Origin of the sequence: Pseudomonas monteilii NBRC 103158 = DSM 14164 (genome assembly GCF_000730605.1) — a bacterium.
Classification (GTDB): domain Bacteria; phylum Pseudomonadota; class Gammaproteobacteria; order Pseudomonadales; family Pseudomonadaceae; genus Aquipseudomonas; species Aquipseudomonas monteilii.
The window spans coordinates 133380-157595 of sequence record NZ_BBIS01000012.1 but is presented as its reverse complement, the minus strand read 5'-3'; the positions used below and the strand labels follow the sequence as shown (position 1 = coordinate 157595).

The following is a 24216-nucleotide window of genomic DNA, read 5'->3' as shown; positions in this document are numbered from 1 at the left end:
GCGAACAAGCCCGGCCGGCCTGGCCCTTGGCTGTCGTCCTGCATGCCCGCGCCACACTGCCAAGGGCACTGCGACATGAAAACACTGGCCAAGCTCCCCGTCACCATCGTCACCGGCTTCCTCGGCTCGGGCAAGACCACCTTGCTGCGCCACATGCTCGACAACGCCCAGGGCCGTCGCATTGCGGTCATCGTCAACGAATTCGGCGAACTGGGCATCGACGGCGAGATCCTCAAGCAGTGCAGCATCGGCTGCACCGAAGAAGAAGCCAGTGGCCGTGTCTACGAGTTGGCCAACGGCTGCCTGTGCTGCACCGTGCAGGAAGAATTCTTCCCGGTGATGCGCGAGCTGGTGGCACGCCGTGGCGACCTGGACCACATCCTGATCGAAACCAGCGGCCTGGCCCTGCCCAAACCGCTGGTGCAAGCCTTCCAGTGGCCGGAAATCCGCAATGCCTGCACCGTCGATGCGGTCATCACCGTAGTCGACAGCCCGGCCGTGGCGGCCGGTACTTTCGCTGCCTACCCGGACCAGGTCGATGCCCAGCGCAAGCTCGACCCTAACCTGGACCACGAATCGCCCCTGCACGAACTGTTCGCCGACCAGCTGGCCAGCGCCGACCTGGTGGTACTGAACAAGGCTGACCTGATCGACGCCGAAGGCCTGGCCAAGGTCCGTGCCGAAGTGGCTGAAGAGCTGCCGCCAGCCGTCAAGGTGATCGAAGCCAGCAGCGGTAAGCTGCCGCTGGAGGTGCTGCTGGGCGTGGGCGCCGAGTCCGAGGCGCACATCGATGGCCGCCGTACCCACCATGACTCGCACCACGACGGTGACGACCATGATGATCATGACCACGATGCCTTCGACTCTATCTCCATCGACCTGCCAGAAGCCGACGAAAGCCTGCTGCTCGATGCCCTGACCCAACTGGTGGTGGAGTTCGGCATCCTGCGCGCCAAAGGCTTCGCCGCCATCCCGGGCAAGCCGATGCGCCTGCTGGTGCAAGGCGTGGGTACCCGTTTCGACAAACACTTCGACCGCGCCTGGCGTGCTGACGAGCCGCGCATTACCCGCCTGGTGCTGATTGGCCAGGACCTTGACGCTGCCCAGCTGGAAGCGCGCCTGCGCCAGGCCCTGGGCGCCTGAGCCATGCACCTGCTGCGGACCCAGCCCGGCGGCTTCGTGCCGGATGACAGCATTGCCGACCTCGGCCAGACACCCGCCGAGCTGGTGATTCTCTGCAGCGGCGATTCACACCTGGCACTGCTCGCCGATACCGCCGAGCAATTGCCAGACGACTTCCCCAGCCTGCGTTTGGCCAACCCGATGCAGGTGCAAAACCACGCGTCGGTCGACCTGTATGTCGACCAGGTGCTGCGCCATGCCAAAGTCATCCTGGTGTCGCTGCACGGCGGCGTCGGTTACTGGCGCTATGGCGTCGAGCAACTGGTCGAGCTGGCCGCCCGTGGCGTGCAGCTGATTCTGGTGCCCGGCGATGACCGCCCGGACCCGGAGCTGACCTCCCTGGGCACTGTCGGTGGCGAGCAGGCCGAGCGCCTCTGGCACTACTTGCGCCAAGGCGGCAAGGCCAACGCCATCAACCTGTTCAACTGCCTGGCCAGCCAGTGGCTGGGCCGTGACTATGCCTGGGAGGAGCCGCAGCCCTTGCCGCGCACGGCGGTGTATCACCCGGCCAAGGGCAGCACCACGCTGGAAGACTGGTACCCGCATTGGCACCCCGAGCACCCGGTAGCGCCGCTGCTGTTTTATCGCTCGCACTTGCAAGCGGCTAACACCGCATTCATCGACGTGTTCTGCCAGCGCCTGCAGGCTGCCGGGCTGAACCCGTTACCGATCGCGGTGGCCAGCCTCAAGGAAAGCGCCTGCCTGGAGCAGGTCGAAGCCTGGCTGGACGAGGTCGGCGCCGAAGTGCTGGTCAATACCACAGGCTTTGCCCTGTCCAGCCCCGAGCGCCCCAACCTGCGCCCGTTCCGCCGCGACATCCCGGTATTGCAGGCCATTTGCGCACAGGACAACCAGCCGGGTTGGGAAGCCAGCGAGCAGGGCCTGGGCGCGCGCGACCTGGCCATGCACATTGCCTTGCCTGAGCTGGACGGGCGCATTATCACCCGGCCGGTCAGTTTCAAGGACATGGCCTGGCGCAGCGAGCGCAGCCAGTCCGACGTGGTGTGCTACCGCGCCCACCCCGAACGCATGGACTTCGTTGCCGAGCTGGCCCGGCGCTGGGTTGAGCTGGCGCGCCTGCCTAATGCGCAGAAGCGCGTGGCCCTGGTGCTGGCCAACTACCCAACCCGCGATGGCCGCATTGGCAATGGCGTCGGCCTGGACACCCCTGCCGCTGCCTTGAACATTCTCAAGGCACTGCAGGCCGAGGGCTATCCGCTGGCCGAATTGCCGGACAGCGGCACACAACTGATCCACCAACTGCTTGGCGGGGTAACCAACGACCTCGACCACCTCGACGTGCGCCCCTGCGCTCAGAGCCTGAGCCTGGCCGACTACCAGACCGCCTTCGACCGCCTGCCCGAGGCCAACCGCCAGGCCGTGCTGGAACGCTGGGGGCCGCCCGAGCAAGACCCGATGTACCGCAGCGGACGGTTGATGGTGGCCGGCCTGCGTTATGGCCTGACCTTTGTCGGCATTCAGCCGGCCCGGGGCTACCAGGTAGACCCGAGCGCGGTCTACCACGACCCCGACCTGGTGCCGCCGCATGGCTACCTGGCGTTTCACTTCTGGCTACGCCATGCCTTTGCGGCCGATGCAGTGATCCACGTCGGCAAGCACGGTAACCTCGAATGGCTGCCCGGCAAGGGCGTCGGCTTGTCGGCGCAGTGCTGGCCAGACGCCTTGCTCGGCCCGTTGCCGAACATCTACCCGTTCATCGTCAATGACCCTGGCGAGGGCGCCCAGGCCAAACGCCGTACCCAGGCAGTGATCATCGACCACCTGATGCCGCCGCTGACCCGCGCCGAGACCTATGGCCCGTTGCGCCACCTGGAACAGCTGGCCGACGAGTTCTATGAAGCGCAGATGCTCGACCCACGGCGTGCCCGCGAGTTGCAGCGCGACATCCTGGAGTTGGTCAAGGCCAACCACATCGACCGCGAGCTGCAGCTGGAAGGGCAGCTGGACGATGCCGCCATATGGCTGCCGCGCCTGGACACCTACCTGTGCGACCTGAAGGAATCGCAGATTCGCGACGGCCTGCACGTGTTCGGCCAGTCGCCCGAAGGCCGCTTGCGGCTGGATACCTTGCTGGCGCTGTTGCGGGTTGAGCGGGGCGACGGGCGCGGCGGCAATGCCAGCCTGTTGCGTGCCCTGGCCAAAGCCCTGGTGCCGGGCTTCGATCCGCTCGATTGCGAGCTTGGGCAGCCGTGGCAGGGCGCACGCCCAGCGCAATTGCAGGCCATGAGCAGCGAACCGTGGCGCACCTGCGGAGACACCCGCGAGCGCCTTGAACTGTTGGCACTTCAGGTGATCGGTCAGGCCTTGGCTGGCACGGTACCGCTACCCGAGCAGAACGAATGGCAGCCTGTACACGACGTGGTGCAGGCGTTGCGCGAAGCGGTAGCCCCTAGCCTGGACGCGTGCGGCGCAGCCGAAATGAATGGCCTGCTGGCAGCGCTGGCCGGGCGCTTCGTGCCCGCAGGCCCCAGCGGTGCGCCGAGCCGTGGGCGCCTCGACGTGCTGCCCACCGGCCGCAACTTCTACACCGTGGACGTGCGCAACCTGCCCACTACCACGGCCTGGCGCCTGGGCTTCGCCTCGGCGAACCTTATCCTTGAGCGGCACCTGCAGGACCACGGCGACCACCTGCGCCAGCTCGGCCTGTCGGTGTGGGGCACGGCGACCATGCGTACGGGCGGCGACGACATCGCCCAGGCCATGGCATTGATGGGCGTGCGGCCGGTGTGGGCCACTGGCAGCCAGCGTGTCGACGACTTCGAAATCCTGCCGTTGAGCCTGCTCGACCGCCCTCGGGTGGATGTGACCTTGCGCGTTTCGGGCTTTTTCCGTGACGCATTCGGCAACCTTATTCGCCTATTCGATGCAGCCGTGCAGGCCGTAGCCGCATTGGATGAACCCGACGACCTCAACCCCCTGGCCGCTAGGGTGCGCACCGAGCGCGCGGCGCTGCAAGCGCAAGGTGTGGATGCCGAGCAGGCTGCCCGCCAGGCCGGCTGGCGGGTGTTTGGGGCAAAGCCTGGGGCCTACGGCGCCGGGGTGCAGAACGCCATCGACGGGCGTCTGTGGCATAGCCGCGACGACCTGGCCGAGGTGTACCTCAACCACGGCGGTTACGCTTACGGCGCCCGTGACGACGGCACCCCGGCCCGCGCCCAGTTCGCCCAGCGCCTGGCCAAGGTGCAGGCGGTGCTGCAGAACCAGGACAACCACGAGCACGACCTGCTCGACTCCAACGATTACTACCAGTTCCAGGGCGGTATGCTGGCCGCGTCGGAAACCCTGTCCGGTGCCACCGTGGCCAGCTACCACGGCGACCACAGCCAGGCCGACCGGCCGCGCATCCGTACCCTCAAGGAAGAGTTGAACCGGGTTATCCGCGCCCGTGCGCTGAACCCCAAGTGGATCGACGGGGTGAAGCGCCACGGTTACAAAGGCGCCTTCGAGATGGCGGCGACGGTCGACAACCTGTTCGCCTTCGACGCCACCACGCACCTGATCGACGACCATCATTACCAGGGGCTCGCCGATGCCTACGTGCTCGATCCGGCGACCCGCGACTTCATGCGCGAGCACAACCCCGAGGCCCTGCGCGACCTGACCGAGCGCCTGCTGGAGGCCCAGCAGCGCGGGCTGTGGCAGGCGCCAGGCGACTACCGAGAGGCCCTTGAGGCGCAATTGCTCGACGGCGAGGAACAGGCTTGAAATGAGTGAACCCGTACAATTCCCGCTGGCCGCGGTGGTTGGTGCCGACGACCTGAAGCTGGCGCTGTGCCTGACGGCCATCGACCCGAAAATCGGCGGTGTGCTGATCGAAGGGCCGCGCGGCATGGCCAAGAGTACGCTGGCCCGTGGCCTGGCCGACCTGCTAGGCGAGGGGCCATTCGTCACCTTGCCGCTGGGTGCCAGCGAGGAGCGGCTGGTCGGCACCCTGGACCTGGGCGCCGCGCTTGGGCAGGGCAAGGCGCAGTTCTCCCCGGGCGTGCTGGCCCAGGCTGACGGTGGCGTGCTGTATGTCGATGAGGTCAACCTGCTGCCCGACACCCTGGTCGACCTGTTGCTCGACGTGGCGGCCAGTGGCACCAACCGTATCGAGCGTGACGGCATCTCGCACCGGCACAGTGCCCGTTTCGTACTGATCGGCACCATGAACCCGGAAGAAGGCGAGCTGCGCCCGCAACTGCTCGACCGTTTTGGCCTGAACGTGGCCCTGGAAGGTTCGCCCGAGCCTGAGGCGCGTCAGCAGATCATTCGGCGTCGTCTGGCCTTCGACAGCGACCCGCACGCCTTCTGTGCCCACTGGGATGCGGCCCAGGCGCAGTTGCGCGAACGCTGCCAGGCGGCGCGCCGGGCCTTGACCAGCATAGCGCTGGACGACCAGGCGCTGTCGTGGATCACCGAGCGCTGCTATGCCGCTGGCGTCGACGGCCTGCGCGCCGACCTGGTGTGGCTGCGCGCTGCACGCGCCCACTGCGCCTGGCGCGGGGGGGCGGCTATTGAAGAAGCAGATGTCGACGCGGTGGCCGAGTTTGCCTTGCGCCATCGTCGCCAAGTGGCGCCCCAGGCCCCTGCGCCGTCGGCACCGCCGCAGCCCGATCAGCAGGGTGCCAGTCACCCTGGCGAACAGGGCGGGCAGGGTGACTGGGGGGCGTTGCCGGCGCAGCCGGTGGCCAGCGGTGCCCGCCGCGAGGTGCCGAACTGGGCAAAAAAGCCCTGAGCATTCGCCAGCCACCTGCCAAAGGGGCGGATGCCAGACCTGGCGCGGGCAAGCAGGGCGGGGCCAGCCGTGGCCGGGCACGCAGTGCGGCGACCGGTCGGGTGGCCTGGCTGCCAACTTTGCTCAAGGGGCGGCCACGGTTGCCCCAGGACCTGTGCTGGCAGCAGCGCCAGGCCAGGCCCGCAGAGCTGTGGCTGGTGATTGTCGATGCCTCGGCCTCCACCCGTCGCCATCAGGCGCTGGCGCAAACCAAAGGGCTGCTGGCAGCCCTGTTCGACCAGGCTTACCGCCAGCGCGCCCGGTTGGCCCTGCTCACCGCCAGCGGGCAAACGCCACAATGGCAACGCCACGGCCTGAAAGCCTCGGCGGCCTTGCAGCCCTGGCTGCAGGCCTTGGGGGCCGGTGGCGGTACGCCCCTGATCGCCGCGTTGGAACAGGCTCGGCACTGGCTTCTGGCGCGCCAGCGCGCCCATCCGACTGAAGCCATGCGCTGCCTGGTCTTTACCGACGGTCGCCTGCAGCACTGCAACGCCGTGCAGCCCATGCCTTGTGCAACGTTATTGGTGGATATGGAACTTGCCCCCGTTCGTCTTGGGCGCGCACAGCGTCTGGCTGAGCAATTGCAGGCCGATTACCAGCACTTGCAGCACTTCAAAATCTTGGACTGATTGGCGCGACACTATGTCGCCATAGAAAAAGTTGCCAGAACAGCAACTTTGCATGCAATCAAGTGCGTGACGTTGCACGCACTTGCATTGCCGGGCGTTATTACTTCGGCATCGACCACGGTTGCAGGTCGTACCCTTTTTCGCACAGTTCGGCGCGCACTTCCTCGATCAGGCTGGCCCATTGGGCCGGGTCGGAATAGATGCGCGAAGACACTTGTTTGCTGCCGATGCGGGTGCTGGTCCGGTCGATCACTGCCAGGCTCAGTTCACCAGTACCGTTGGGTGCATCCCAGGCTACGCACTGGAAAGGTTCGAAGGCGTGGTCGGCAATCAGCAGTGCTTCGTTGACACGGAGCGGGGCATTCATGGTTCGGTCTCTCTATGGTCCCAAACAGCGAAGTTAAGTCCGCGTTGCTTCAAAGTCGCCTCAATCATCGCGAAGTGCAGCGCGGGGTTATGTGTACTGATGCTCGTTGTCCGGGGGCAAGTCACACAATGGATGTAAAATTTTTTGTCAGGGCCGAATCCGTTCTTGCCTGCGCCGCCATGTGATGTCGATAAAACGCGAAAATTCCCATGACGCTTTGTAAAAAAATGCGTCGGCAGACAGACGGTACTGGGAACCGTCAACTTCGTTGCTACTGTTAAACGGGCGCCACAACTTGCTGTTTTACTTCATAAAACCAAAAACTGGCGCCAAGGATCGGTCATGCAACAGCTTGCCGCCCAACGCCGTTTGCTTATCGTCGACCCCTGCGACGACTGCCACCGATTGTTACCTGGCCTGCGCAGCGCAGGCTGGGATGTAGACAGCTGCGTGCTCGGCGGGGCGCTGGATCACCCTTGTGATGTAGGCCTGCTGCGCTTGCAGGCTTCGCACCTCAGGCACCCTGATGCGGTCAAGGACATGATCAAACGCAGCAATACCGAATGGATTGCCGTGCTCAGTGCCGAACAACTGCGCATGCCGGCCGTCGGCGATTTTGTCTGCGAATGGTTCTTCGACTTCCACACCCTGCCATTCGACGTCTCCCGCGTACAGGTCACCCTTGGCCGGGCGTTCGGCATGGCGCGCTTGCGTGGCAAAGGGGCGGTGAAGGTGGATGAAGCCACCCACGAACTGCTCGGTGAAAGCCGGCCCATCCGTGAGTTGCGCAAGTTGCTGGGCAAACTGGCGCCCACCGAGTCGCCGGTGCTGATCCGAGGCGAAAGCGGTACCGGCAAGGAGCTGGTGGCGCGCACCCTGCACCGCCAGTCGCAACGCAGCGAGCAGCCCTTCGTTGCCATCAACTGCGGGGCTATTCCCGAGCACCTGATCCAGTCCGAACTGTTCGGCCATGAGAAGGGCGCCTTCACCGGTGCGCACCAGCGCAAGGCCGGGCGCATCGAAGCGGCCCATGGGGGCACCTTGTTTCTTGATGAAATCGGTGACTTGCCGTTGGAGTTGCAGGCCAACCTGCTGCGCTTTCTGCAGGAAAAGCACATTGAGCGGGTGGGCGGTAGCCAGCCAATCCCGGTGGATGTGCGCGTGCTGGCGGCCACCCACGTGGACCTGGAACGGGCCATCGAGCAAGGGCGCTTTCGTGAAGACCTGTATTACCGCCTGAACGTGTTGCAGGTGGTGACCGCGCCGTTGCGCGACCGGCATGGCGACCTCTCGATGCTGGCCAACCACTTTGCTCATTTCTACAGCCTGGAAACCGGCCGCCGGCCGCGCTCGTTCAGCGACCATGCCTTGGCGGCGATGGGTCGGCATGACTGGCCGGGCAATGTGCGCGAGCTGGCCAACCGCGTGCGCCGTGGCCTGGTGCTAGCCGAAGGGCGGCAGATCGAGGCGCAGGACCTGGGGCTGCAGCTGCTCGACCAGGAGCAACAGCCGCTGGGTACGCTGGAAGAGTACAAGCACCGGGCCGAGCACCAAGCACTGTGCGACGTGCTGAACCGGCACAGTGACAACCTGAGTGTGGCGGCCAAGGTGCTGGGGATTTCACGGCCGACGTTTTACCGGCTGCTGCACAAGCATCAGATTCGCTGACTGGAACCGAGGATTTTGTTGGCTGGCACCGGCTAAGCCGGTGTTCGCGGCTTAAGCCGCTCCTACAGGGATTTTCACCGCTTCGAATGCTGTGATTTCCCTGTGGGAGCGGCTTAAGCCGCGAAGAGGCCCGTACAGATTGAAGATCAATGCGGCCCGCGCGGGATGGTTTTCAGCAGGTCTTCCGGGCTGATGTGCCCCACCACCTGGGCCACCGCGCTGCCTGGGGTAGGCAGGTCGATGATGTGGCTCTTCATCTTGCCGATCACATGCATTTCGCACGGTTTGCAGTCGAACTTCAGGGTCAGCACTTCGTCACCCTGGATCAGCTGCATCGGTGCGACCTTGGTGCGCACGCCGGTTACGCCCTTGGCCTGCTTGGGGCACAGGTTGAAGGAGAAGCGCAGGCAATGCTTGGTGATCATCACCGGCACTTCGCCATGCTCTTCATGGGCCTCGTAGGCTGCGTCGATCAGTTGCACGCCGTGGCGGTGGTAGAAGTCGCGGGCCTTCTGGTTGTACACGTTGGCCAGGAACGACAGGTGCGACTCGGGGTACACCGGTGGCGGCGTGGTCTCGGCCTTGCGCGCGCCACGCGGGTGCGCCTTGATACGCGCTTCGGTCAGTGCCTCGATGGCTTCGCGGCGCAGGGCCTTGAGCTGCGAGTTAGGGATGAAGTACGCCTGCGGGGCGTCCAGCTGGATGCTGTCGGCGTGGTACATCGTGGTACCCAGCTGGCCGAGCAGGTCATGCAACTGGTCCAGCGCCTGCTGCGGTTTGTTGGCCGCGCCGAACGGGCCATCCAGGGCCACCTGCACGCTCACGCCTTCTTCGCTGCTCAGGGTCAGCATCAGGCGCTGCTCGCGCAGTACCGCGTGCCACTCCACGCCGACCCGGCGCTCGGACGAGGTGCGTTGCAGGGCCTGCTGCCAGTTGTGGTCGAGGTTGCGCGACAGCGGGTGGTTGGGCCGCAGCTTGTAGAGGCCCTCTGGCATTTCGTTGGGCTCGACACGGTAGCGGTAGCGCGTGTGGCCGTCTTCCACGAATTCGCCGCGCGGCTCGGCGATGTTGGCACGGAAGCCCACCACTTCGCGCTTGACCAGCACGTTTAGGCCGTCGCCGTTGGTCAGCGGTACGTCGGTAACCACTTGCATGTCACGCTTGCCCACCTTTTCCACCACGCCCACCGGCAGGCCGGTGAAGGTTGGCGAGTCGAAGGCGCCGATGTCGACTTTGCGGTCGGTGACGAAGTAGTCGGTACTGCCACGGTGGAAGGTCTTGTCCGGGTCGGGCAGGAAGAAGTGCTCGGTGCGGCCGCTGGATGCACGGGCATAGGCCGGGCGGCCTTCGAGGATGGCGTCGAGCTCTTTGCGGTAGTGGGCCGTGATGTTCTTCACATAACCCATGTCCTTGTAGCGGCCCTCGATCTTGAACGAGCGCACGCCGGCATCGACCAGGTCGGCCAGGTTGGCAGTCTGGTTGTTGTCCTTCATCGACAGCAGGTGTTTTTCGAACGCCACCACGCGGCCTTGGTCATCTTTCAGGGTGTACGGCAGGCGGCAGGCCTGTGAGCAATCGCCCCGGTTGGCGCTGCGGCCGGTTTGCGCGTGGGAAATGTTGCACTGGCCGGAGAAGGCCACGCACAGCGCGCCGTGGATGAAGAACTCGATGGCGGCGTCGGTTTCGGCGGCAATGGCGCGGATTTGCTGCAGGTTCAGCTCACGGGCCAGTACCAGTTGCGAAAAACCGGCCTGGTCGAGAAACTTGGCCCGCTCCAGGGTACGGATGTCGGTCTGCGTACTGGCGTGCAGCTCGATCGGCGGAATGTCCAGCTCCATCACCCCCAGGTCCTGCACGATCAGTGCGTCGACACCGGCGTCGTACAGCTGGTGGATCAGCTTGCGCGCCGGCTCCAGCTCGTTGTCGTGGAGGATGGTGTTGATGGTGGTGAACACGCGTGCGTGGTAGCGATGGGCGAACTCGACCAGTTCGGCGATATCGCTGACTTCGTTGCAGGCGTTATGGCGCGCGCCAAAGCTCGGGCCGCCGATGTAGATGGCATCAGCGCCGTGCAGGATCGCTTCACGGGCGATGGCCACGTCACGGGCAGGGCTGAGCAGTTCCAGGTGATTCTTTGGAAGGGACATGTCGTTATATTTTCGGGCTGTCACGGTAGGCGGGCATTGTAGCGGCGAAACGGGCTGGCGGCATCATCGGGGTGCTGGGAGGTGCAAGGTGGGAGCGCAGGCCGCTCCCACAAAGAGCAGGTCAGCGCTTGGCGGCCATCGCTGTCACTTCAACGCGCATACCTTCGAACGCCAGGGATGCGACACCCACGGCCGCACGCACTGGCCAGGGCTTGCAGAAGAAACGCTGATACACCTCGTTGAATGCGGCCCGGTCGGCCATGTCGGTCAGGTAGATGGTCAGGTGCAGCACGCGGTCCATGCCGCTGCCGGCTTTTTCCAGCGCCACTTTCAGCGCCTGCAGGGTGCATTCGCTTTGTTCGACGATGCCGCCCAGTTCCAGGCTGCCATCGGCGTGGGTCGGGATCTGGGTGGTGACCAGCACGCCGTTGTATTCGGCGACGTCGGACGAAATCGACTCGGCGTCCGGGTCCGGGATGTAGATGATGTCTGCGTTTGCCATGGTGTGTCTTGCCTTGCAACGGAAGGAAAGCGGCAAGCCTACGCGAGCGGGGCTGGCGGGTCGAGGGTGCCCAGGTGTTTGAAATGCGCGGCGTTCACCGTCAGAATCGCGCCCCATTGCAAAACCGGGGGTTTACGGTGAACGAACAGACTTTGTCCAGGCGCCTGGAGCGCGTGGCCGCCCATGTACCACAGGGCGCGCGCCTGGCCGACATTGGCTCGGACCACGGCTACCTGCCGGTGGCCTTGATGCTGCGGGGTGTGATCGAGGCCGGGGTAGCGGGGGAGGTGGCCCAGACGCCGTTCGCCTCGGCCCAGCGCAATGTACGCAGGAACGGCCTGGAAGACTGCATCACCGTGCGCCTGGCCGATGGCCTGGCCGCAGTGGAGGCAAACGACCGTATTTCGGTGATCTGCATCTGCGGCATGGGGGGCGACACCATGTGCGACATTCTGCAGGCCGGCAAGCAGCGCCTTGCTGGCGTCATGCGCCTGGTGTTGCAGCCCAATGGCGCTGAGCGCGAGCTGCGCGAGTGGCTGGCGGGTAACGGTTACCGCATCGTCAACGAAGAACTGCTGCGCGAAAACCGCTTCGACTACGAAATCATCGTTGCCGAGCCCGGCGAGGCTGCGTACACCGCTGAACAGCTGTACTTCGGCCCGGTGCTGTTGCAGGAGAAAAGCGAGGCGTTTCGGGTGAAGTGGCGGCGTATGCTGAAACAGAAGCAGCAAACCCTGGCCAACTTCGAACGTGCCCGCGATGCGGTGCCTCAGGTAAAGATCGACGACTTCAATCGGCAGGTGGGCTGGATCACCCAGGTGCTGGCCTGACTCACTGCTGCGAGCAGTTGCCCATTTCGCGGTAGTCCACTTCGTGTTTCTGGCCTTGATGGTCGACGTACACCATGTGCGCCGTGCCAACCTGGCAGTCGGCGGCATTGCTGGCCGGGGTGATGGAGATCACTTTGGCCACATCCAGCGGCATGCCGTACTCGTAATTGCTGCTCACAGGCTGGTTTTTGGCGCTATCGGCGAAGGCACCGAACGTGCTGAGGGCAGCGGCAACGGCAATGACAGCGATCGAACGTTTCATGACAGGCTCCTTGTGTTCAATGTATGGCTAATGATGTATTCATTGGTGATACACAATAAATGGGCTAAGTCGTGATAGATTCCTGCCTGTAACGCAAGAATAAGACTGAACAAGGAGCACATTGTCATGGACATGCTGCATGCCATGCGTACCTTCGCCCGTGTGGTGGAATGCGGCAGCTTCGCTGCAGCCGCCAATGCCCTGGACATCTCTGCGGCGCAGGTTTCGCGCATTGTTGCCGAGCTGGAAAACCAGCTGCAGACCCGCCTGCTGCACCGCACCACCCGGCGCCTGCGCATGAGCGAGGCCGGCGAGCGGTTTCTGGAGCGGGCGCGGCAGATCATGCTGCTGACCGAAGAAGCGGTGGGTGAGGCGCGTGGCGCGCACCTCACGCCTCGCGGCCACCTGCGTTTGCATTGCCCGCACGGCCTTGGGCTGTTGCTGATGCCGCTGGTGGCCGGCTACAACGCGTTGTGCCCGGAAGTGGTGATCGAGCTGACGCTGTCCCAGCGCAACCCTGACCCGTTGGCCGAAGGCCATGACGTGGTGATCACCGTGGACGGTGCGCTGCCGGACTCACAGCTGATCGCTGTACCGCTTGGCGATATCTTCAGTATCCCCTGCGCAGCACCCAGCTACCTGGAGCGACATGGCGTGCCTGAACGCCCCGAGGACCTGCATGCGCATCGCTGCCTGCGCATGGCTTATCCCATGTATGAAGGCGACTGGGTATTCCCCCAGGGTGTGGATCAGTGCGTGATCGCACCGCGTGACAATTTTTCCACCAACGTGGCCGATGCCATGCTGGTGGCCAGTGAGCTGGGCATGGGGATCGGCCTGCTGCCGTTCTATACCGCCAGCCAGGCCATCGAGCAGGGGCGCTTGTGCCGGCTGCTGGCGCCGTACCGCCTGCGCGAAAGTGCGCTGTATGCGATGTACCCGTCACGGCATTACCTGGATGCCAAGGTGCGGACCTGGATCGACTACCTCAAGGAGCAACTGCCGGCGCTGTTCGAGGGGCATGCGAAGGTGGTGGATGATGCGCGGTATTGGCGGTAGGCGACTGACGCTTTCTTAAGCCACTTGCCAATCCTGTGGGAGCGGGCGTGCCCGCGAACACCGGCGAAGCCGGTGCCATCCACCGCATCGCCTGCTTCGCGGGCACGCCCGCTCCCACAAAGGGCCTGTTGCAGTTCAATTACAGGGGATAGTGCTTCAACTCCCGCGCAATCAGCATGCGCTGAATCTCGCTCGACCCTTCATAGATCTGCGTAATCCGCGCATCCCGGTAGTAGCGCTCCACCGGGTAGTCCTCCAGGTAGCCATACCCGCCATGCACCTGGATCGCCATCGAGCACACCCGCTCGGCCATTTCCGAAGCGAACAGCTTGGCCTGTGACGCCTCCGACAGGCACGGCTTGCCGGCGCTGCGCAGGCGGGCGGCATGCAGGATCAGCAAGCGTGCGGCGTTCACCTGCACCTGCATGTCGGCCAGCAGGTTGGCGATGCTCTGGTGTTCGTTGATCGGCTTGCCGAACTGCACGCGGTCACGTGAGTACACCAGTGCCGCTTCGAACGCGGCGCGGGCGATGCCCAAGGCCTGGGCGGCGATACCGATACGGCCGCCTTCCAGGTTGGACAGGGCGATGGCCAGGCCCTTGCCACGCTCGCCCAGGATATTGGCGGCAGGAATGCGGCAGTTGTCGAAGGTAACTGCGCAGGTATCCGAGGCACGGATGCCCATCTTGTGCTCGCTGCGGTCAACCTTGAACCCCGGGTTGTCGGTGGGCACCAGGAACGCCGACAGCCCTTTCTTGCCCAGCTCCGGGTCGGTGACTGCGAAGACGATGGCCAGGCCGGCGCGGCGGGCATTACTGACGAACTGTTTGGCGCCATTGATGACCCACTCGCCATCGACCAGCTCGGCGCGGGTGCGCAGGTTGTGTGCCTCGGAACCTGCTTGCGGTTCGGTCAGGCAGAAGCAGCCGATCACTTCGCCACTGGCCAGGCGCGGCAGCCATTGCTGTTGCTGGTCGCCAGTACCGTAAGCCAGCAGCGGGCCGCAGCCTACCGAGTTGTGAATGCTCATCATCGCCCCGGTGGCGCCGCAGGCTGCGGCAATTTCTTCCACGGCCAGGGCGTAGGCCACGTAGTCGGTGTAGCTGCCACCGAAGTCCTCTGGCACCACCATGCCCAGCAGGCCCAGTTCGCCCATTTTGCGCACCACGCCATCATCGATCCAGCCGGCTTTTTCCCAAGCCTGGGCATGCGGGGCGATTTCGCCACGGGCAAAGTCCCGGGCCATGTCGCGGATCATGATTTGTTCTTCGCTCAGTTCCAGGTCTTGCATCTGTGTACTCCCGGGCTCACAGGCCTTCGAAGAATTGGTCGACCCGCTGTTGCTGCAGCGCGGCCAGGGTCGGCGGGTTCCAGCGGGGCTGCTTGTCTTTGTCGATGATCAGCGCGCGCACGCCTTCGATGATGTCGCCGTGCCGGAACCACTGGCGGTCCAGGTGCAGTTCCATGGCGAAGCAGTCGTCCAGGCCCAGGTGGCGGCCACGGCGCAGCATCTCCAGCGTAACCGCCATGGCCAGCGGCGAGCGGCTTTCCAGCTGGTCGGCAGTGGCGACGGCCCAGGCATGGCTGTCGCCGATGCTGACGGCACGCAGCTGCTCGACGATGGCCTGCACGGTAGGCTGGGCGAAGAAGTGGTCGATGGCCGGGCGCAGTTTTTCCAGTGGCGCATCGTCCAGCACCTGCATGCCCAGCTTGGCCAGCAGGTTTTGCAGGTTTTTGAGCGGGTTGTCGCCAAAGCTCAACTGGTCCAGGCCTTGGTCAAGGGCGGCGAGTTGGTCGCTGGCCAGGTACCAGTCGGCCAGGCCGCAGTACAACGCGTCGGCCGCCTGGATTTGTGCGCCGCTGACGCCCAGGTAGATGCCCAGCTCGCCAGGGATACGCGACAGGAAGTAGCTGCCACCCACATCCGGGAAATAACCGATGCCGACTTCGGGCATGCCGAGGCGGCTGCGCTCGGTAACCACGCGCAGGTCGCAGCCCTGGGCCAGGCCCATGCCACCACCCAGGGTAAAGCCGTCCATCAGCACCAGCACCGGCTTGCGGTAGCGGTGGATGACCAGATCGAGGGCGTATTCTTCGACGAAGAAGGTTTCATGCAGCGTGTCGCCAGCTTTGAAGCTGTCGTGCAGCGAGCGGATGTCACCACCGGCACAGAAGCCCTTTGGGCCTTCGCCGCGCAGTACCACCGCGCGCACATGCGGGTCTTCGGCCCACTGGTCCAGGTGCTGGCGCAGGCTGCGGACCATATTCAGGGTCAGGGCATTGAGGCCGGCGGGGCGGTTCAGGGTCAGGTGGCCGATCTGGTTGCGGACCTCGGCCAGTACATGCTCGGTTACCGAGGCTTGAGCGTGCGCAGTCATTGCGTTCTCCCTGCTTTGTTATTGATTTTCCAAGTGAAGTCTGGAGTTCGCTGGAGGATCGCAGGATCCTGTCATGCGAATTTGCCTTGCACAATCGACAATTATGCAGGGGCATCGTGCATTTTTGCTGTTAGCCAGTCGCCCAGCCAGGGAAATCATTAATCTGAGCGTAACGAACCCACCGGTAGCTTGATTGATCCGTCAGGCAGCACGGCCCTAAGGTGACCCCACGACAGCGAACCCGTGGAGTCACCATGACAATAACGCAGAATCCACCGCCGCAATGGTCGCGGCGGCGTGCCGAAAAGCAGCGCCGCCTTGATCGGGTACGCCACCTCGCCGACGGCGTGGTGCTGCCCACCGCACGTATGGTCGAAGCCCTGGAACTGTTGCTGGCCCCTGGCGACCGGGTAGTGCTGGAAGGCAACAACCAGAAGCAGGCAGACTTCCTCTCACGCTCGCTGGCCAAGGTCGACCCCGGGCGCCTGCACGACCTGCACATGATCATGCCCAGCGTTAGCCGCGCCGAGCACCTGGACCTGTTCGAACGCGGCATCGCCCGCAAGCTCGACTTTTCCTTTGCCGGCCCGCAGAGCCTGCGCATCGGCCAACTGCTGGAAGATGGCCTGCTCGAAGTCGGCGCCATCCACACCTACATCGAGCTTTACTCGCGGCTGCTGGTCGACCTGATCCCCAACGTCACCCTGGTGGCCGGCTTCATGGCCGACCGTGACGGTAACCTGTACACCGGCCCCAGCACTGAAGACACGCCGGCACTGGTAGAGCCGGCCGCCTTCAGCGACGGCATCGTCATTGCCCAGGTCAACCAGCTGGTGGACCGCGTGGACGACCTGCCACGGGTGGACATCCCGGCCTCCTGGGTCGATTTCGTGGTGGTCGCCGACCAGCCCTTCTACATAGAACCGCTTTTCACCCGCGACCCGCGCCATATCAAGCCGGTGCATGTGCTGATGGCGATGATGGCGATCCGTGGCATTTACGAAAAACACCAGGTGCAGTCGCTGAACCATGGCATTGGCTTCAACACCGCCGCCATTGAACTGATCCTGCCCACCTACGGCGAGTCGCTGGGCCTGAAGGGCAAGATCTGCCGCAACTGGACGCTCAACCCGCACCCAACCTTGATTCCGGCTATCGAGACCGGCTGGGTCCAAAGCGTGCATTGCTTCGGCACCGAGCTGGGCATGGAGGATTACATCGCCCAACGCCCGGACGTGTTCTTCACAGGCCGCGATGGCTCGATGCGCTCCAACCGCATGATGTGCCAGCTGGCGGGGCAGTACGCTGTCGACCTGTTCATCGGCGCCACCTTGCAGGTGGATGGCGATGGCCATTCCTCCACCGTCACCCGCGGCCGCCTGGCCGGTTTTGGCGGTGCACCGAACATGGGCCACGACCCGCGCGGCCGACGCCACGCTACCCCGGCCTGGCTCGACATGACGGTGCCGGACACCATGCTCGAACGCGGCCGCAAGCTGGTGGTGCAAATGGTCGAGACCTATCAGGAAGGCGGCAAGCCTACCTTCGTGGAAACCCTCGATGCCGTGGAAGTGGCCAAGAAGGCGGGGATGCCGTTGGCACCGGTAATGATCTATGGCGACGACGTCACCCACTTGCTGACCGAGGAGGGCATTGCCTACCTGTACAAGGCCCGCAGCCTGCAAGAACGCCAGCAGATGATCGCCGCCGTGGCCGGGGTCACCGCCATCGGCCTGCGGCATGACCCGAAAGATACCTTGCGCATGCGCCAACAGGGCCTGATCGCCTTGCCCGAAGACCTCGGCATCCGTCGCACCGACGCCAGCCGCGAACTGCTGGCCGCGCGCAGCATCGCCGACCTGGTCGAGTGGTCCGGCGGCCTCTACAACCCGCCTGCACGGTTCAGGAGCTGGTGATGAACGCACACAACCTGAGCCCCGAAGCTGGCGCGGTCCCTGTAGGAGCGAGCTTGCTCGCGATGAGGCCCGCCCAGCCAACCAAAATCTCCCTGGCCGACCACCTGGCCGACCTAGCCGTAGAAGCCCTGATCGACGAAGCCGACCTGTCCCCCAAACCCGGCCTGGTGGACCGCCGCAGCAACGGCGCCCACCCCGACATGTCGCTGCCTCTGATGCACGCTTCGGCGCTGTCACTGTGGCCCTGCCTGCGCCAAATGGCCGAAGCCGCGCAATCCTTCGGTGAAATCTGCCAACCCCTGCGTGCCTCGCTCGGTCAGCTCGGTCGTGAAGGCGAGGCCGCCATGCTCGCCACCACCGGGGGGGTAAACACCCATCGCGGCGCAATCTGGGCCCTCGGCCTGCTGGTAGCGGTCACGGCCCTCGATCCCCTTGCGAACGCCAACACCCTTGCCGTCCGCGCCGGGCGCCTCGCCTTGCTGGACGACCCGGCCATGGTCCCGCAAGACAGCCACGGCCAGCAGGTCCGCCGCCGCTACGGCACCGGCGGAGCCCGCGAGCAGGCGCAACAAGGCTTCCCCGCCGTCATCGGCCACGGCCTGCCACAACTGCAACGTAGCCGCGCCGCCGGTGCCAGTGAGCAGCACGCCCGGCTCGACGCGCTGCTGGCGATCATGGCCGTACTCAGCGACACCTGCGTGCTCTGGCGCAGCGGCCCCTCCGGCCTGGCCACCGTGCAGCAAGGTGCGCTGGCCGTACTGGCCGAAGGCGGCAGCGCCACTCTGGCCGGGCGCCGGCAACTGCGCCAGCTGGACCAGCACCTGCTGTACCTGAACGCCTCACCGGGCGGCGCCGCCGATTTGCTGGCCGCCTGCCTGTTCCTCGATAAAGCCGGGAGCGTGTGACATGGAGACCCTGAATTTTCAATTCCCCGCCGCTGAACCGGGCCGTGGCCGCACGCTGGTGGGCTGCGTCAGCTCCGGCGATCTGGAGGTGCTGATCGAACCTGGCACTGCCGGCAGCCTGCAGATCCAGGTGGTCACCTCGGTCAACGGCAGCGCTGCCCGCTGGGCGCAACTGTTCCAGCGCCTGTTCGAGGGCCGCGCCTGGCCGGCTGTGAACATCGACATCCATGACTTTGGCGCCACCCCTGGTGTGGTGCGCCTACGCCTTGAGCAAGGCTTCGAGGAGATTGCCCATGACTGACACCGAACGCTTGCTGCAGAGCCGCAGCTTTGTCGAACTGGGCGCCCGCCAACGTGCGCGCGCCATGCTCGATCCGGGCAGCTTCCGTGAACTGCTGGGGCCGTTCGACCGGCTGATGTCACCCTGGCTGCCGCGCCAAGGCATCGTGCCCCAGGCTGATGATGGCGTGGTGATCGCCAAAGGTCGGCTGAACGGGCGCAATGCTGTGGTTGCTGCCATCGAAGGTGGCTTCCAGGGCGGCAGCATGGGTGAGGTGGGCGGTGCAAAGATCGCCGGTGCGCTGGAGCTGGCCATCGAAGACAACCGCAACGGCATCCCCACGTGCGCCGTGTTGCTACTGGAAACGGGCGGGGTGCGCCTGCAAGAGGCCAACCTGGGCCTGGCAGCCATTGCCGAGATTCAGGCCGCCATTGTCGAACTCCGTACCTGGCAACCTGTGGTGGGTCTGATTGCGGGTTCGGTCGGTTGCTTTGGTGGCATGTCCATCGCCGCAGGCCTGTGCAGTCACTTGCTGGTCACCCGCGAAGCCCGCTTGGGCCTAAACGGCCCGCAAGTGATCGAGCAGGAGGCCGGCATCGGCGAGTACGACGCCAAGGACCGCCCCTTCATCTGGAGCCTGAGCGGTGGCGAGCAGCGCCATGCCAGCGGATTGGTGGACGGCTATGTGGCCGACGACATCGATGCACTGCGCGAACGCTTGCTGCAATTGCTGGACGCACCTTCCAGAGATCGCGCCAGCCAGCATGCCTGGTTCCTGGACAGGCTGGCCCGGCTAGGCGATGACTGCCCGCAACTGGATGCCGCTGCCGTACGCGCCCTTTATCAAGGAGAAGCCCAATGAACCGTGCCTTGAACTGGCTGTCGGGCCTGGCCGGCGGGCAAGCCTTGCCGGGCTATCCCGCATCGTTGCTGGTGATCGACGGCGAACTGGACAACCGCCTGGTGCGCTTCATCGCCGTGGTGCCTGATGCTGAAAACCCGTTCCCCCGCGCACGCTCGGGCGAGGTCGGTTTGCTGGAAGGCTGGGGCCTGGCCAAGGCCGTGAGCGAGGCGGTGGCGGCTGACCGCAACGGACAGAAGCGGGCCATTGTCGCGGTGATCGATGTACCCAGCCAGGCCTATGGCCGCCGTGAGGAGGCCTTGGGTATCCACCAGGCCTTGGCCGGTGCCGTGCAGGCCTATGCCCAGGCGCGGCTGGCCGGGCACCCGGTGATCGGTTTGCTGGTTGGCAAGGCCATGTCCGGTGCCTTCCTGGCTCATGGCTATCAGGCCCAGCGTCTGATCGCTCTGGACGATGCCGGGGTGATGGTGCACGCCATGGGCAAGGCAGCGGCGGCGCGGATTACCCTGCGCAGCGTCGAGCAACTGGAGGCCCTGGCCGCCGAAGTGCCGCCCATGGCCTACGACCTGGATAATTACGCCTCGCTGGGCCTGCTGTGGCGCCGCTTGACCGTGGACAACGCCGAAGCCCCGAGCAGCGCCGACATTGCCCAAGTACGTGCCTGCCTGACCGAAGCCGTGCGCGACATTGGCAGTTCGACCGACCTGTCGTCGCGGCTGGCGGGTGAAAACCGCAGTGCCTCGCGTCAAGTACGTGAACAGCTGCGCCGCCAGTGGCAGGGCGCTTGAGATGAACGCGCCAAGGCCGCACGACCTGCTGTGGGGGATGCCCGTGTCGGTTTTGCCCACGGACGCGCCTCAGTGGGCGCTGGAGGTGTTGGCAAGCGGTCAGCCGGTGGTGGTGCGCCGTGCCACCTGCGAAGCGGGCTGGGTGGCGGTGGGGCTTCGCGGTCACGACCGGGCGCAGCGGTTGGGTGCCTTGATGCGCCTGACCGATATCCAGCGTCAGCAAGGCCCTGAAGCCCTGCGCGTGCATGAGCAAAGCCCATGGCCTGCATTGCAGGCACTGGCTTCGGTCACCCCGGTATTGCAGGCCCGTGGCTTGGCCTGGGGGCCGACGGGTGGGGTGGGGTACCAGCTTGCGACCGGGATTGAAGTGGTACACGCCGACAGTGACCTGGACCTGCAGCTGCGCACGCCACGACGGCTGGCCCGCGCCCAGGCGCGGGAGCTGCTGGATATTCTCGACTGCGCGCCGTGCCGTATCGATGTGCAACTGGAAACCCCGGCGGGTGCGGTTGCCCTGCGCGAGTGGGCCAGCTTTGCCCCCCGCGTGCTGCTCAAGTCGCCCTATGGCCCGCGTCTGGTCAGCGACCCTTGGGCCGTGATGGAGCGTGCCGCATGAGCAGCCTGTTCGCCTTCCCCGGCCAAGGTGCCCAGCAGGTGGGCATGCTGCAACGCCTGCCTGAAGGTTGCGGGCAACTGCTGGAAGAGGCCAGCGATGTCCTCGGCCAGCAGGTGCTTGAGATGGACAGCCAGCAAGCCCTGCAAAACACCCGCGCCGTGCAGCTGTGCCTGCTGCTGAGCGGCGTGGCCTGGGCGCGCTGGCTGATGCAACGCAGCCCGGCACCGGATTATGTGGCGGGCTTGTCGATTGGTGCTTATCCGGCAGCGGTCGTGGCGGGCGCCTTGGGCTTTGCCGATGCCGTGCGCCTGGTCGCCTTGCGTGGCGAGCTGATGCAAGGTGCTTATCCGCAAGGTTACGGCATGACCGCGCTAAGTGGCCTGGACCTGGCCAGTGTCGAGCGCCTGCTGATTGAGGTGGGCGGTGAGGTATACGTCGCCAACCTCAACAGTGATAACCAGATTGTGATTGCCGGTAGCGATACGGCGATGGCTGAGGTGGCGGCCAGGGCTCGTCGCCTGGGCCAAGGTGTGGCAAGGCGCTTGGCGGTCAGCGTGCCGTCGCATTGCCGGTTGCTCGACGGCCCGGCTGCGCAATTGGCCAGTGCATTCGCGTCGGTCGAGCTTCAGCGGCCACGCATTACCTACCTCAGCGGCAGCAGCGCACGACCGGTGTTCGACCCGCAGCACCTGCGCGACGACCTGGCCGGCAACATGGCAAGGGTGGTCGACTGGCGTGCTACGTTGCGCAACGCCTATGAACGCGGCGTGCGCCTGCACCTTGAGATGCCACCCGGCAGCGTGCTCAGCGGGCTGGCCCGGCCAGTGTTCGAACAGGGCAGGGTGGTGGCGGTGGAGGGCACCCGTTGGGACACCCTGGATGCGCTGTTGCGCCAGGAGGTGGCCGGCGACCGATGATGGCGGGTTTGCGGATGGCGAAGAACAACAACAAGCAACTTCGACACTACCTGAGGACAACAACAATGATCATCTATGGTGTGGCACTGCTGGCGGTCTGCACGCTGGCCGGCGTTATCGTCGGCGACTTCCTGGGCGTGCTGCTGGGCGTCAAATCCAATGTGGGCGGGGTCGGCATTGCCATGATCCTGCTGATCTGTGCGCGGCTGTACATGCACCGCAACGGCGGCATGAGCAAGGAATGTGAATTCGGGGTGGGCTTCTGGGGTGCGATGTACATCCCGGTCGTGGTGGCCATGGCTGCCCAGCAGAACGTGGTCACCGCCCTGCACGGTGGGCCGGTTGCGCTGCTGGCCGCGGTAGGTGCGGTATTGGTGTGCGGCTTGACCATCGCCCTGATCAGCCGCAGCCACCGGGGTGAGCCACTGCCCGCGCTTGAGCCCAGCCCCGAAACCCAGGCGCAGGTTGCCCCTGCAGGAGGTCGTTGAACATGTGGCCGATCATTGAAAATGCCCTCGAACACAACGGCCTGATCACCGCTTTTGCCGTGGTGGGCGCCATCATGTGGTTGTCGGTGTTGCTGTCTAAATACCTCACCTTCGGCCGGGTGCATGGCTCGGCCATCGCCATCGTCATCGGCCTGGTGCTGGCCTGGGTAGGCGGTACCGTGACGGGCGGGCAGAAAGGCCTGGCCGACATGGCGCTGTTCTCTGGCATCGGCCTGATGGGTGGGGCCATGCTGCGCGACTTCGCCATCGTTGCCACGGCCTTCGAGGTGCAGGCCACCGAAGCGCGCAAAGCCGGCATGATTGGCGCAGTCGCGCTGCTGTTGGGCACAGTGCTGCCATTCATTGTCGGCGCGGCGGTGGCCTATGCCTTCGGCTACCGCGATGCCGTGAGCATGACCACCATCGGTGCGGGCGCGGTGACTTACATCGTCGGGCCGGTGACCGGGGCGGCGCTCGGTGCGAGCTCGGATGTGATGGCGCTTTCGATCGCTACCGGGCTGATCAAGGCGATCCTGGTGATGGTGTTCACACCGGTGTCGGCGCGCCTGTTGGCGCTGGACAACCCGCGTTCGGCGATGGTGTTTGGTGGTTTGGCCGGGACCGTGTCGGGGGTGACGGCGGGGCTGGCGGCGACGGATCGGCGGTTGGTGCCGTATGGGGCGTTGACGGCCACCTTCAATACGGGGTTGGGGTGCCTGATGGGGCCTTCGATCCTGTACTTCTGCATACGCGGTCTGGTCGGCTGAAGGAAGCTGGCGCGATCGCTTGGGAAGCGGGTACGACCCTCCCACAGCGATCGCGCCAGCTTACAGGTTTTGTGCAAGACAGTTGCTCCCAAAGGGGGTGTAACTTGCTGACGGCCACTGCACGAGGCCAGTATTTATCAATTGCCCAGGAAATGTCTGGTAATTTTTCGAAGAGACAGATCCTACAGCTGTTTAGGAAGCCCAAGACTCCTTGAAGAATTGATTCCCCGATAGTGTTCGTGTCTTCAGCCTGCTGGAGGACAAGGACCACTTCATGCCCGGCCCAACCAATACCTCTCCGTTGCTTGCTCTCTATTTCGAGGCGAACTGGGGCTGCCTGATCGATTCCCTTCGAAAAATCGGGAGGCGCTCATGACCCTTAGTCAACGTATCGCCAAGGCCTGCCGATCCTGCCCCTGCGTCGCGCCCTGGTGCCGGACACACGCCCACAGGGCCTCAGCACCGTGGCCGGCAGCCTGCATGTCTCGGCGAAGCTAGGGGTGCGCACCTTACGCATGGGCTACCTGTACGTGCTGCTCGACCAGCAGGTCTGGCATGCCTACCCTGCGTCAGGGCGAGGCCTACTGGGCCATTACCCGTCTGTTCATGCAACAAGGCCCTGAAGCCCTGCTCAAATTCGTGCACCCACCCCGCGACTGGAACGACGACGATGGCCTGAGCCACATGCATTGCCTGGCACCAAAGGTTGAATGGCCAGCGGACATCGACCGTGAATCCCGTACTGCACCGTCTGACGCAGAGGCCCAATGAGCGGGGACTACCTGTGGCGCAGAGATAGAGAGCGGGTTAAGCATCTCCTGGTCGAAGGTGCGGCGGTTTGGGAATTCGGGCATGCCCGTTCCCACAGTGATCACG

General features: G+C 64.8%; 24 protein-coding genes. 18 read left to right on the top strand and 6 right to left on the bottom strand.

The features are described from left to right. Positions 1-75: 75 nt before the first annotated feature. The 4 genes from cobW (at position 76) to PM2_RS07720 (ending at position 6588) form a co-directional block, all read left to right on the top strand. On the top strand, positions 76-1143 hold the full coding sequence (gene cobW / locus PM2_RS07735; RefSeq protein ID WP_003247913.1) for a cobalamin biosynthesis protein CobW: 1068 nt from the start codon (positions 76-78) through the stop codon (positions 1141-1143). Between the two features lie 3 nt (positions 1144-1146). Beyond that, positions 1147-4908: a cobaltochelatase subunit CobN gene (gene cobN / locus PM2_RS07730; RefSeq protein ID WP_028698852.1), complete on the top strand. Its 3762-nt coding sequence runs from the start codon at positions 1147-1149 to the stop codon at positions 4906-4908. A gap of 1 nt (position 4909) precedes the next feature. Continuing rightward, positions 4910-5920, top strand: coding sequence for a magnesium chelatase ATPase subunit I (locus PM2_RS07725; protein WP_028698853.1), 1011 nt, complete (start codon positions 4910-4912; stop codon positions 5918-5920). Between the two features lie 101 nt (positions 5921-6021). Then, the gene (locus PM2_RS07720; RefSeq protein WP_016713934.1) at positions 6022-6588 is read left to right on the top strand and encodes a vWA domain-containing protein; all 567 of its coding nucleotides are present in this window, start codon (positions 6022-6024) and stop codon (positions 6586-6588) included. 100 nt (positions 6589-6688) lie between these two features. Here PM2_RS07720 and PM2_RS07715 read toward each other — a convergent pair whose 3' ends face one another. After that, positions 6689-6955: a hypothetical protein gene (locus PM2_RS07715; RefSeq protein WP_013972506.1), complete on the bottom strand. Its 267-nt coding sequence runs from the start codon at positions 6953-6955 to the stop codon at positions 6689-6691. Between the two features lie 342 nt (positions 6956-7297). Between PM2_RS07715 and PM2_RS07710 the strand changes: the two genes are divergently transcribed. Next, positions 7298-8623: a sigma-54 dependent transcriptional regulator gene (locus tag PM2_RS07710; RefSeq protein WP_016713935.1), complete on the top strand. Its 1326-nt coding sequence runs from the start codon at positions 7298-7300 to the stop codon at positions 8621-8623. 146 nt (positions 8624-8769) lie between these two features. On the opposite strand, the gene PM2_RS07705 is transcribed toward PM2_RS07710, so the two are convergent. Continuing rightward, on the bottom strand, positions 8770-10770 hold the full coding sequence (locus PM2_RS07705; protein WP_028698854.1) for a peptidase U32 family protein: 2001 nt from the start codon (positions 10768-10770) through the stop codon (positions 8770-8772). A gap of 121 nt (positions 10771-10891) precedes the next feature. Next, the gene (locus tag PM2_RS07700; protein ID WP_016713937.1) at positions 10892-11272 is read right to left on the bottom strand and encodes a RidA family protein; all 381 of its coding nucleotides are present in this window, start codon (positions 11270-11272) and stop codon (positions 10892-10894) included. Positions 11273-11409: 137 nt separating this feature from the next. Between PM2_RS07700 and PM2_RS07695 the strand changes: the two genes are divergently transcribed. Next, positions 11410-12102 (top strand): tRNA (adenine(22)-N(1))-methyltransferase, encoded by a 693-nt coding sequence (locus PM2_RS07695; RefSeq protein ID WP_028698855.1) that lies wholly within the window; start codon positions 11410-11412, stop codon positions 12100-12102. Position 12103: 1 nt separating this feature from the next. On the opposite strand, the gene PM2_RS07690 is transcribed toward PM2_RS07695, so the two are convergent. Beyond that, a complete protein-coding gene (locus PM2_RS07690; protein ID WP_016713939.1) occupies positions 12104-12364 on the bottom strand; it encodes a DUF2790 domain-containing protein in 261 nt (86 codons plus the stop codon). Between the two features lie 126 nt (positions 12365-12490). Between PM2_RS07690 and PM2_RS07685 the strand changes: the two genes are divergently transcribed. Next, positions 12491-13423, top strand: a complete 933-nt coding sequence (locus PM2_RS07685) for a LysR family transcriptional regulator (RefSeq protein ID WP_016713940.1) — start codon at positions 12491-12493, stop codon at positions 13421-13423. A gap of 139 nt (positions 13424-13562) precedes the next feature. On the opposite strand, the gene PM2_RS07680 is transcribed toward PM2_RS07685, so the two are convergent. Both PM2_RS07680 and PM2_RS07675 read right to left on the bottom strand, forming a co-directional pair. After that, the gene (locus PM2_RS07680; RefSeq protein ID WP_016713941.1) at positions 13563-14714 is read right to left on the bottom strand and encodes an acyl-CoA dehydrogenase family protein; all 1152 of its coding nucleotides are present in this window, start codon (positions 14712-14714) and stop codon (positions 13563-13565) included. 16 nt (positions 14715-14730) lie between these two features. Beyond that, entirely contained in the window at positions 14731-15801 is a 1071-nt protein-coding gene (locus tag PM2_RS07675; RefSeq protein WP_016713942.1) for an enoyl-CoA hydratase/isomerase family protein, read from the bottom strand. A 254-nt stretch (positions 15802-16055) separates the two neighbouring features. Between PM2_RS07675 and mdcA the strand changes: the two genes are divergently transcribed. The 11 genes from mdcA (at position 16056) to PM2_RS07625 (ending at position 24111) form a co-directional block, all read left to right on the top strand. Continuing rightward, complete coding sequence (mdcA, locus tag PM2_RS07670; RefSeq protein ID WP_028698856.1) at positions 16056-17717, top strand: malonate decarboxylase subunit alpha; 1662 nt, start codon at positions 16056-16058, stop codon at positions 17715-17717. After that, on the top strand, positions 17717-18622 hold the full coding sequence (locus tag PM2_RS07665; RefSeq protein WP_028698857.1) for a triphosphoribosyl-dephospho-CoA synthase: 906 nt from the start codon (positions 17717-17719) through the stop codon (positions 18620-18622). The genes mdcA and PM2_RS07665 overlap by 1 nt, the downstream gene beginning before the upstream one ends. 1 nt (position 18623) lies before the next feature. Continuing rightward, positions 18624-18923, top strand: a complete 300-nt coding sequence (locus tag PM2_RS07660; protein WP_016713945.1) for a malonate decarboxylase subunit delta — start codon at positions 18624-18626, stop codon at positions 18921-18923. Beyond that, positions 18916-19764: a biotin-independent malonate decarboxylase subunit beta gene (locus tag PM2_RS07655; RefSeq protein WP_016713946.1), complete on the top strand. Its 849-nt coding sequence runs from the start codon at positions 18916-18918 to the stop codon at positions 19762-19764. The genes PM2_RS07660 and PM2_RS07655 overlap by 8 nt, the downstream gene beginning before the upstream one ends. Beyond that, positions 19761-20552 carry a biotin-independent malonate decarboxylase subunit gamma gene (gene mdcE, locus PM2_RS07650; protein ID WP_019098519.1) on the top strand — a complete coding sequence of 264 codons (792 nt, stop codon included), beginning with the start codon at positions 19761-19763 and terminating at the stop codon, positions 20550-20552. Before PM2_RS07655 ends, mdcE begins: the two co-directional genes overlap by 4 nt. 1 nt (position 20553) lies before the next feature. Next, positions 20554-21168: a malonate decarboxylase holo-ACP synthase gene (locus PM2_RS07645; RefSeq protein ID WP_028698858.1), complete on the top strand. Its 615-nt coding sequence runs from the start codon at positions 20554-20556 to the stop codon at positions 21166-21168. Further along, positions 21165-22085 carry a malonate decarboxylase subunit epsilon gene (gene mdcH, locus PM2_RS07640; protein WP_028698859.1) on the top strand — a complete coding sequence of 307 codons (921 nt, stop codon included), beginning with the start codon at positions 21165-21167 and terminating at the stop codon, positions 22083-22085. Before PM2_RS07645 ends, mdcH begins: the two co-directional genes overlap by 4 nt. Before the next feature lie 65 nt (positions 22086-22150). After that, the gene (gene madL, locus PM2_RS07635) at positions 22151-22573 is read left to right on the top strand and encodes a malonate transporter subunit MadL (protein ID WP_016713950.1); all 423 of its coding nucleotides are present in this window, start codon (positions 22151-22153) and stop codon (positions 22571-22573) included. A 2-nt stretch (positions 22574-22575) separates the two neighbouring features. Then, positions 22576-23340, top strand: coding sequence for a malonate transporter subunit MadM (gene madM / locus PM2_RS07630; RefSeq protein ID WP_028698860.1), 765 nt, complete (start codon positions 22576-22578; stop codon positions 23338-23340). A 431-nt stretch (positions 23341-23771) separates the two neighbouring features. Beyond that, the gene (locus PM2_RS31895) at positions 23772-23963 is read left to right on the top strand and encodes a toxin VasX (protein WP_085985037.1); all 192 of its coding nucleotides are present in this window, start codon (positions 23772-23774) and stop codon (positions 23961-23963) included. Further along, the gene (locus PM2_RS07625; protein ID WP_016713952.1) at positions 23896-24111 is read left to right on the top strand and encodes a DUF6708 domain-containing protein; all 216 of its coding nucleotides are present in this window, start codon (positions 23896-23898) and stop codon (positions 24109-24111) included. Before PM2_RS31895 ends, PM2_RS07625 begins: the two co-directional genes overlap by 68 nt. Positions 24112-24216: the final 105 nt, after the last annotated feature.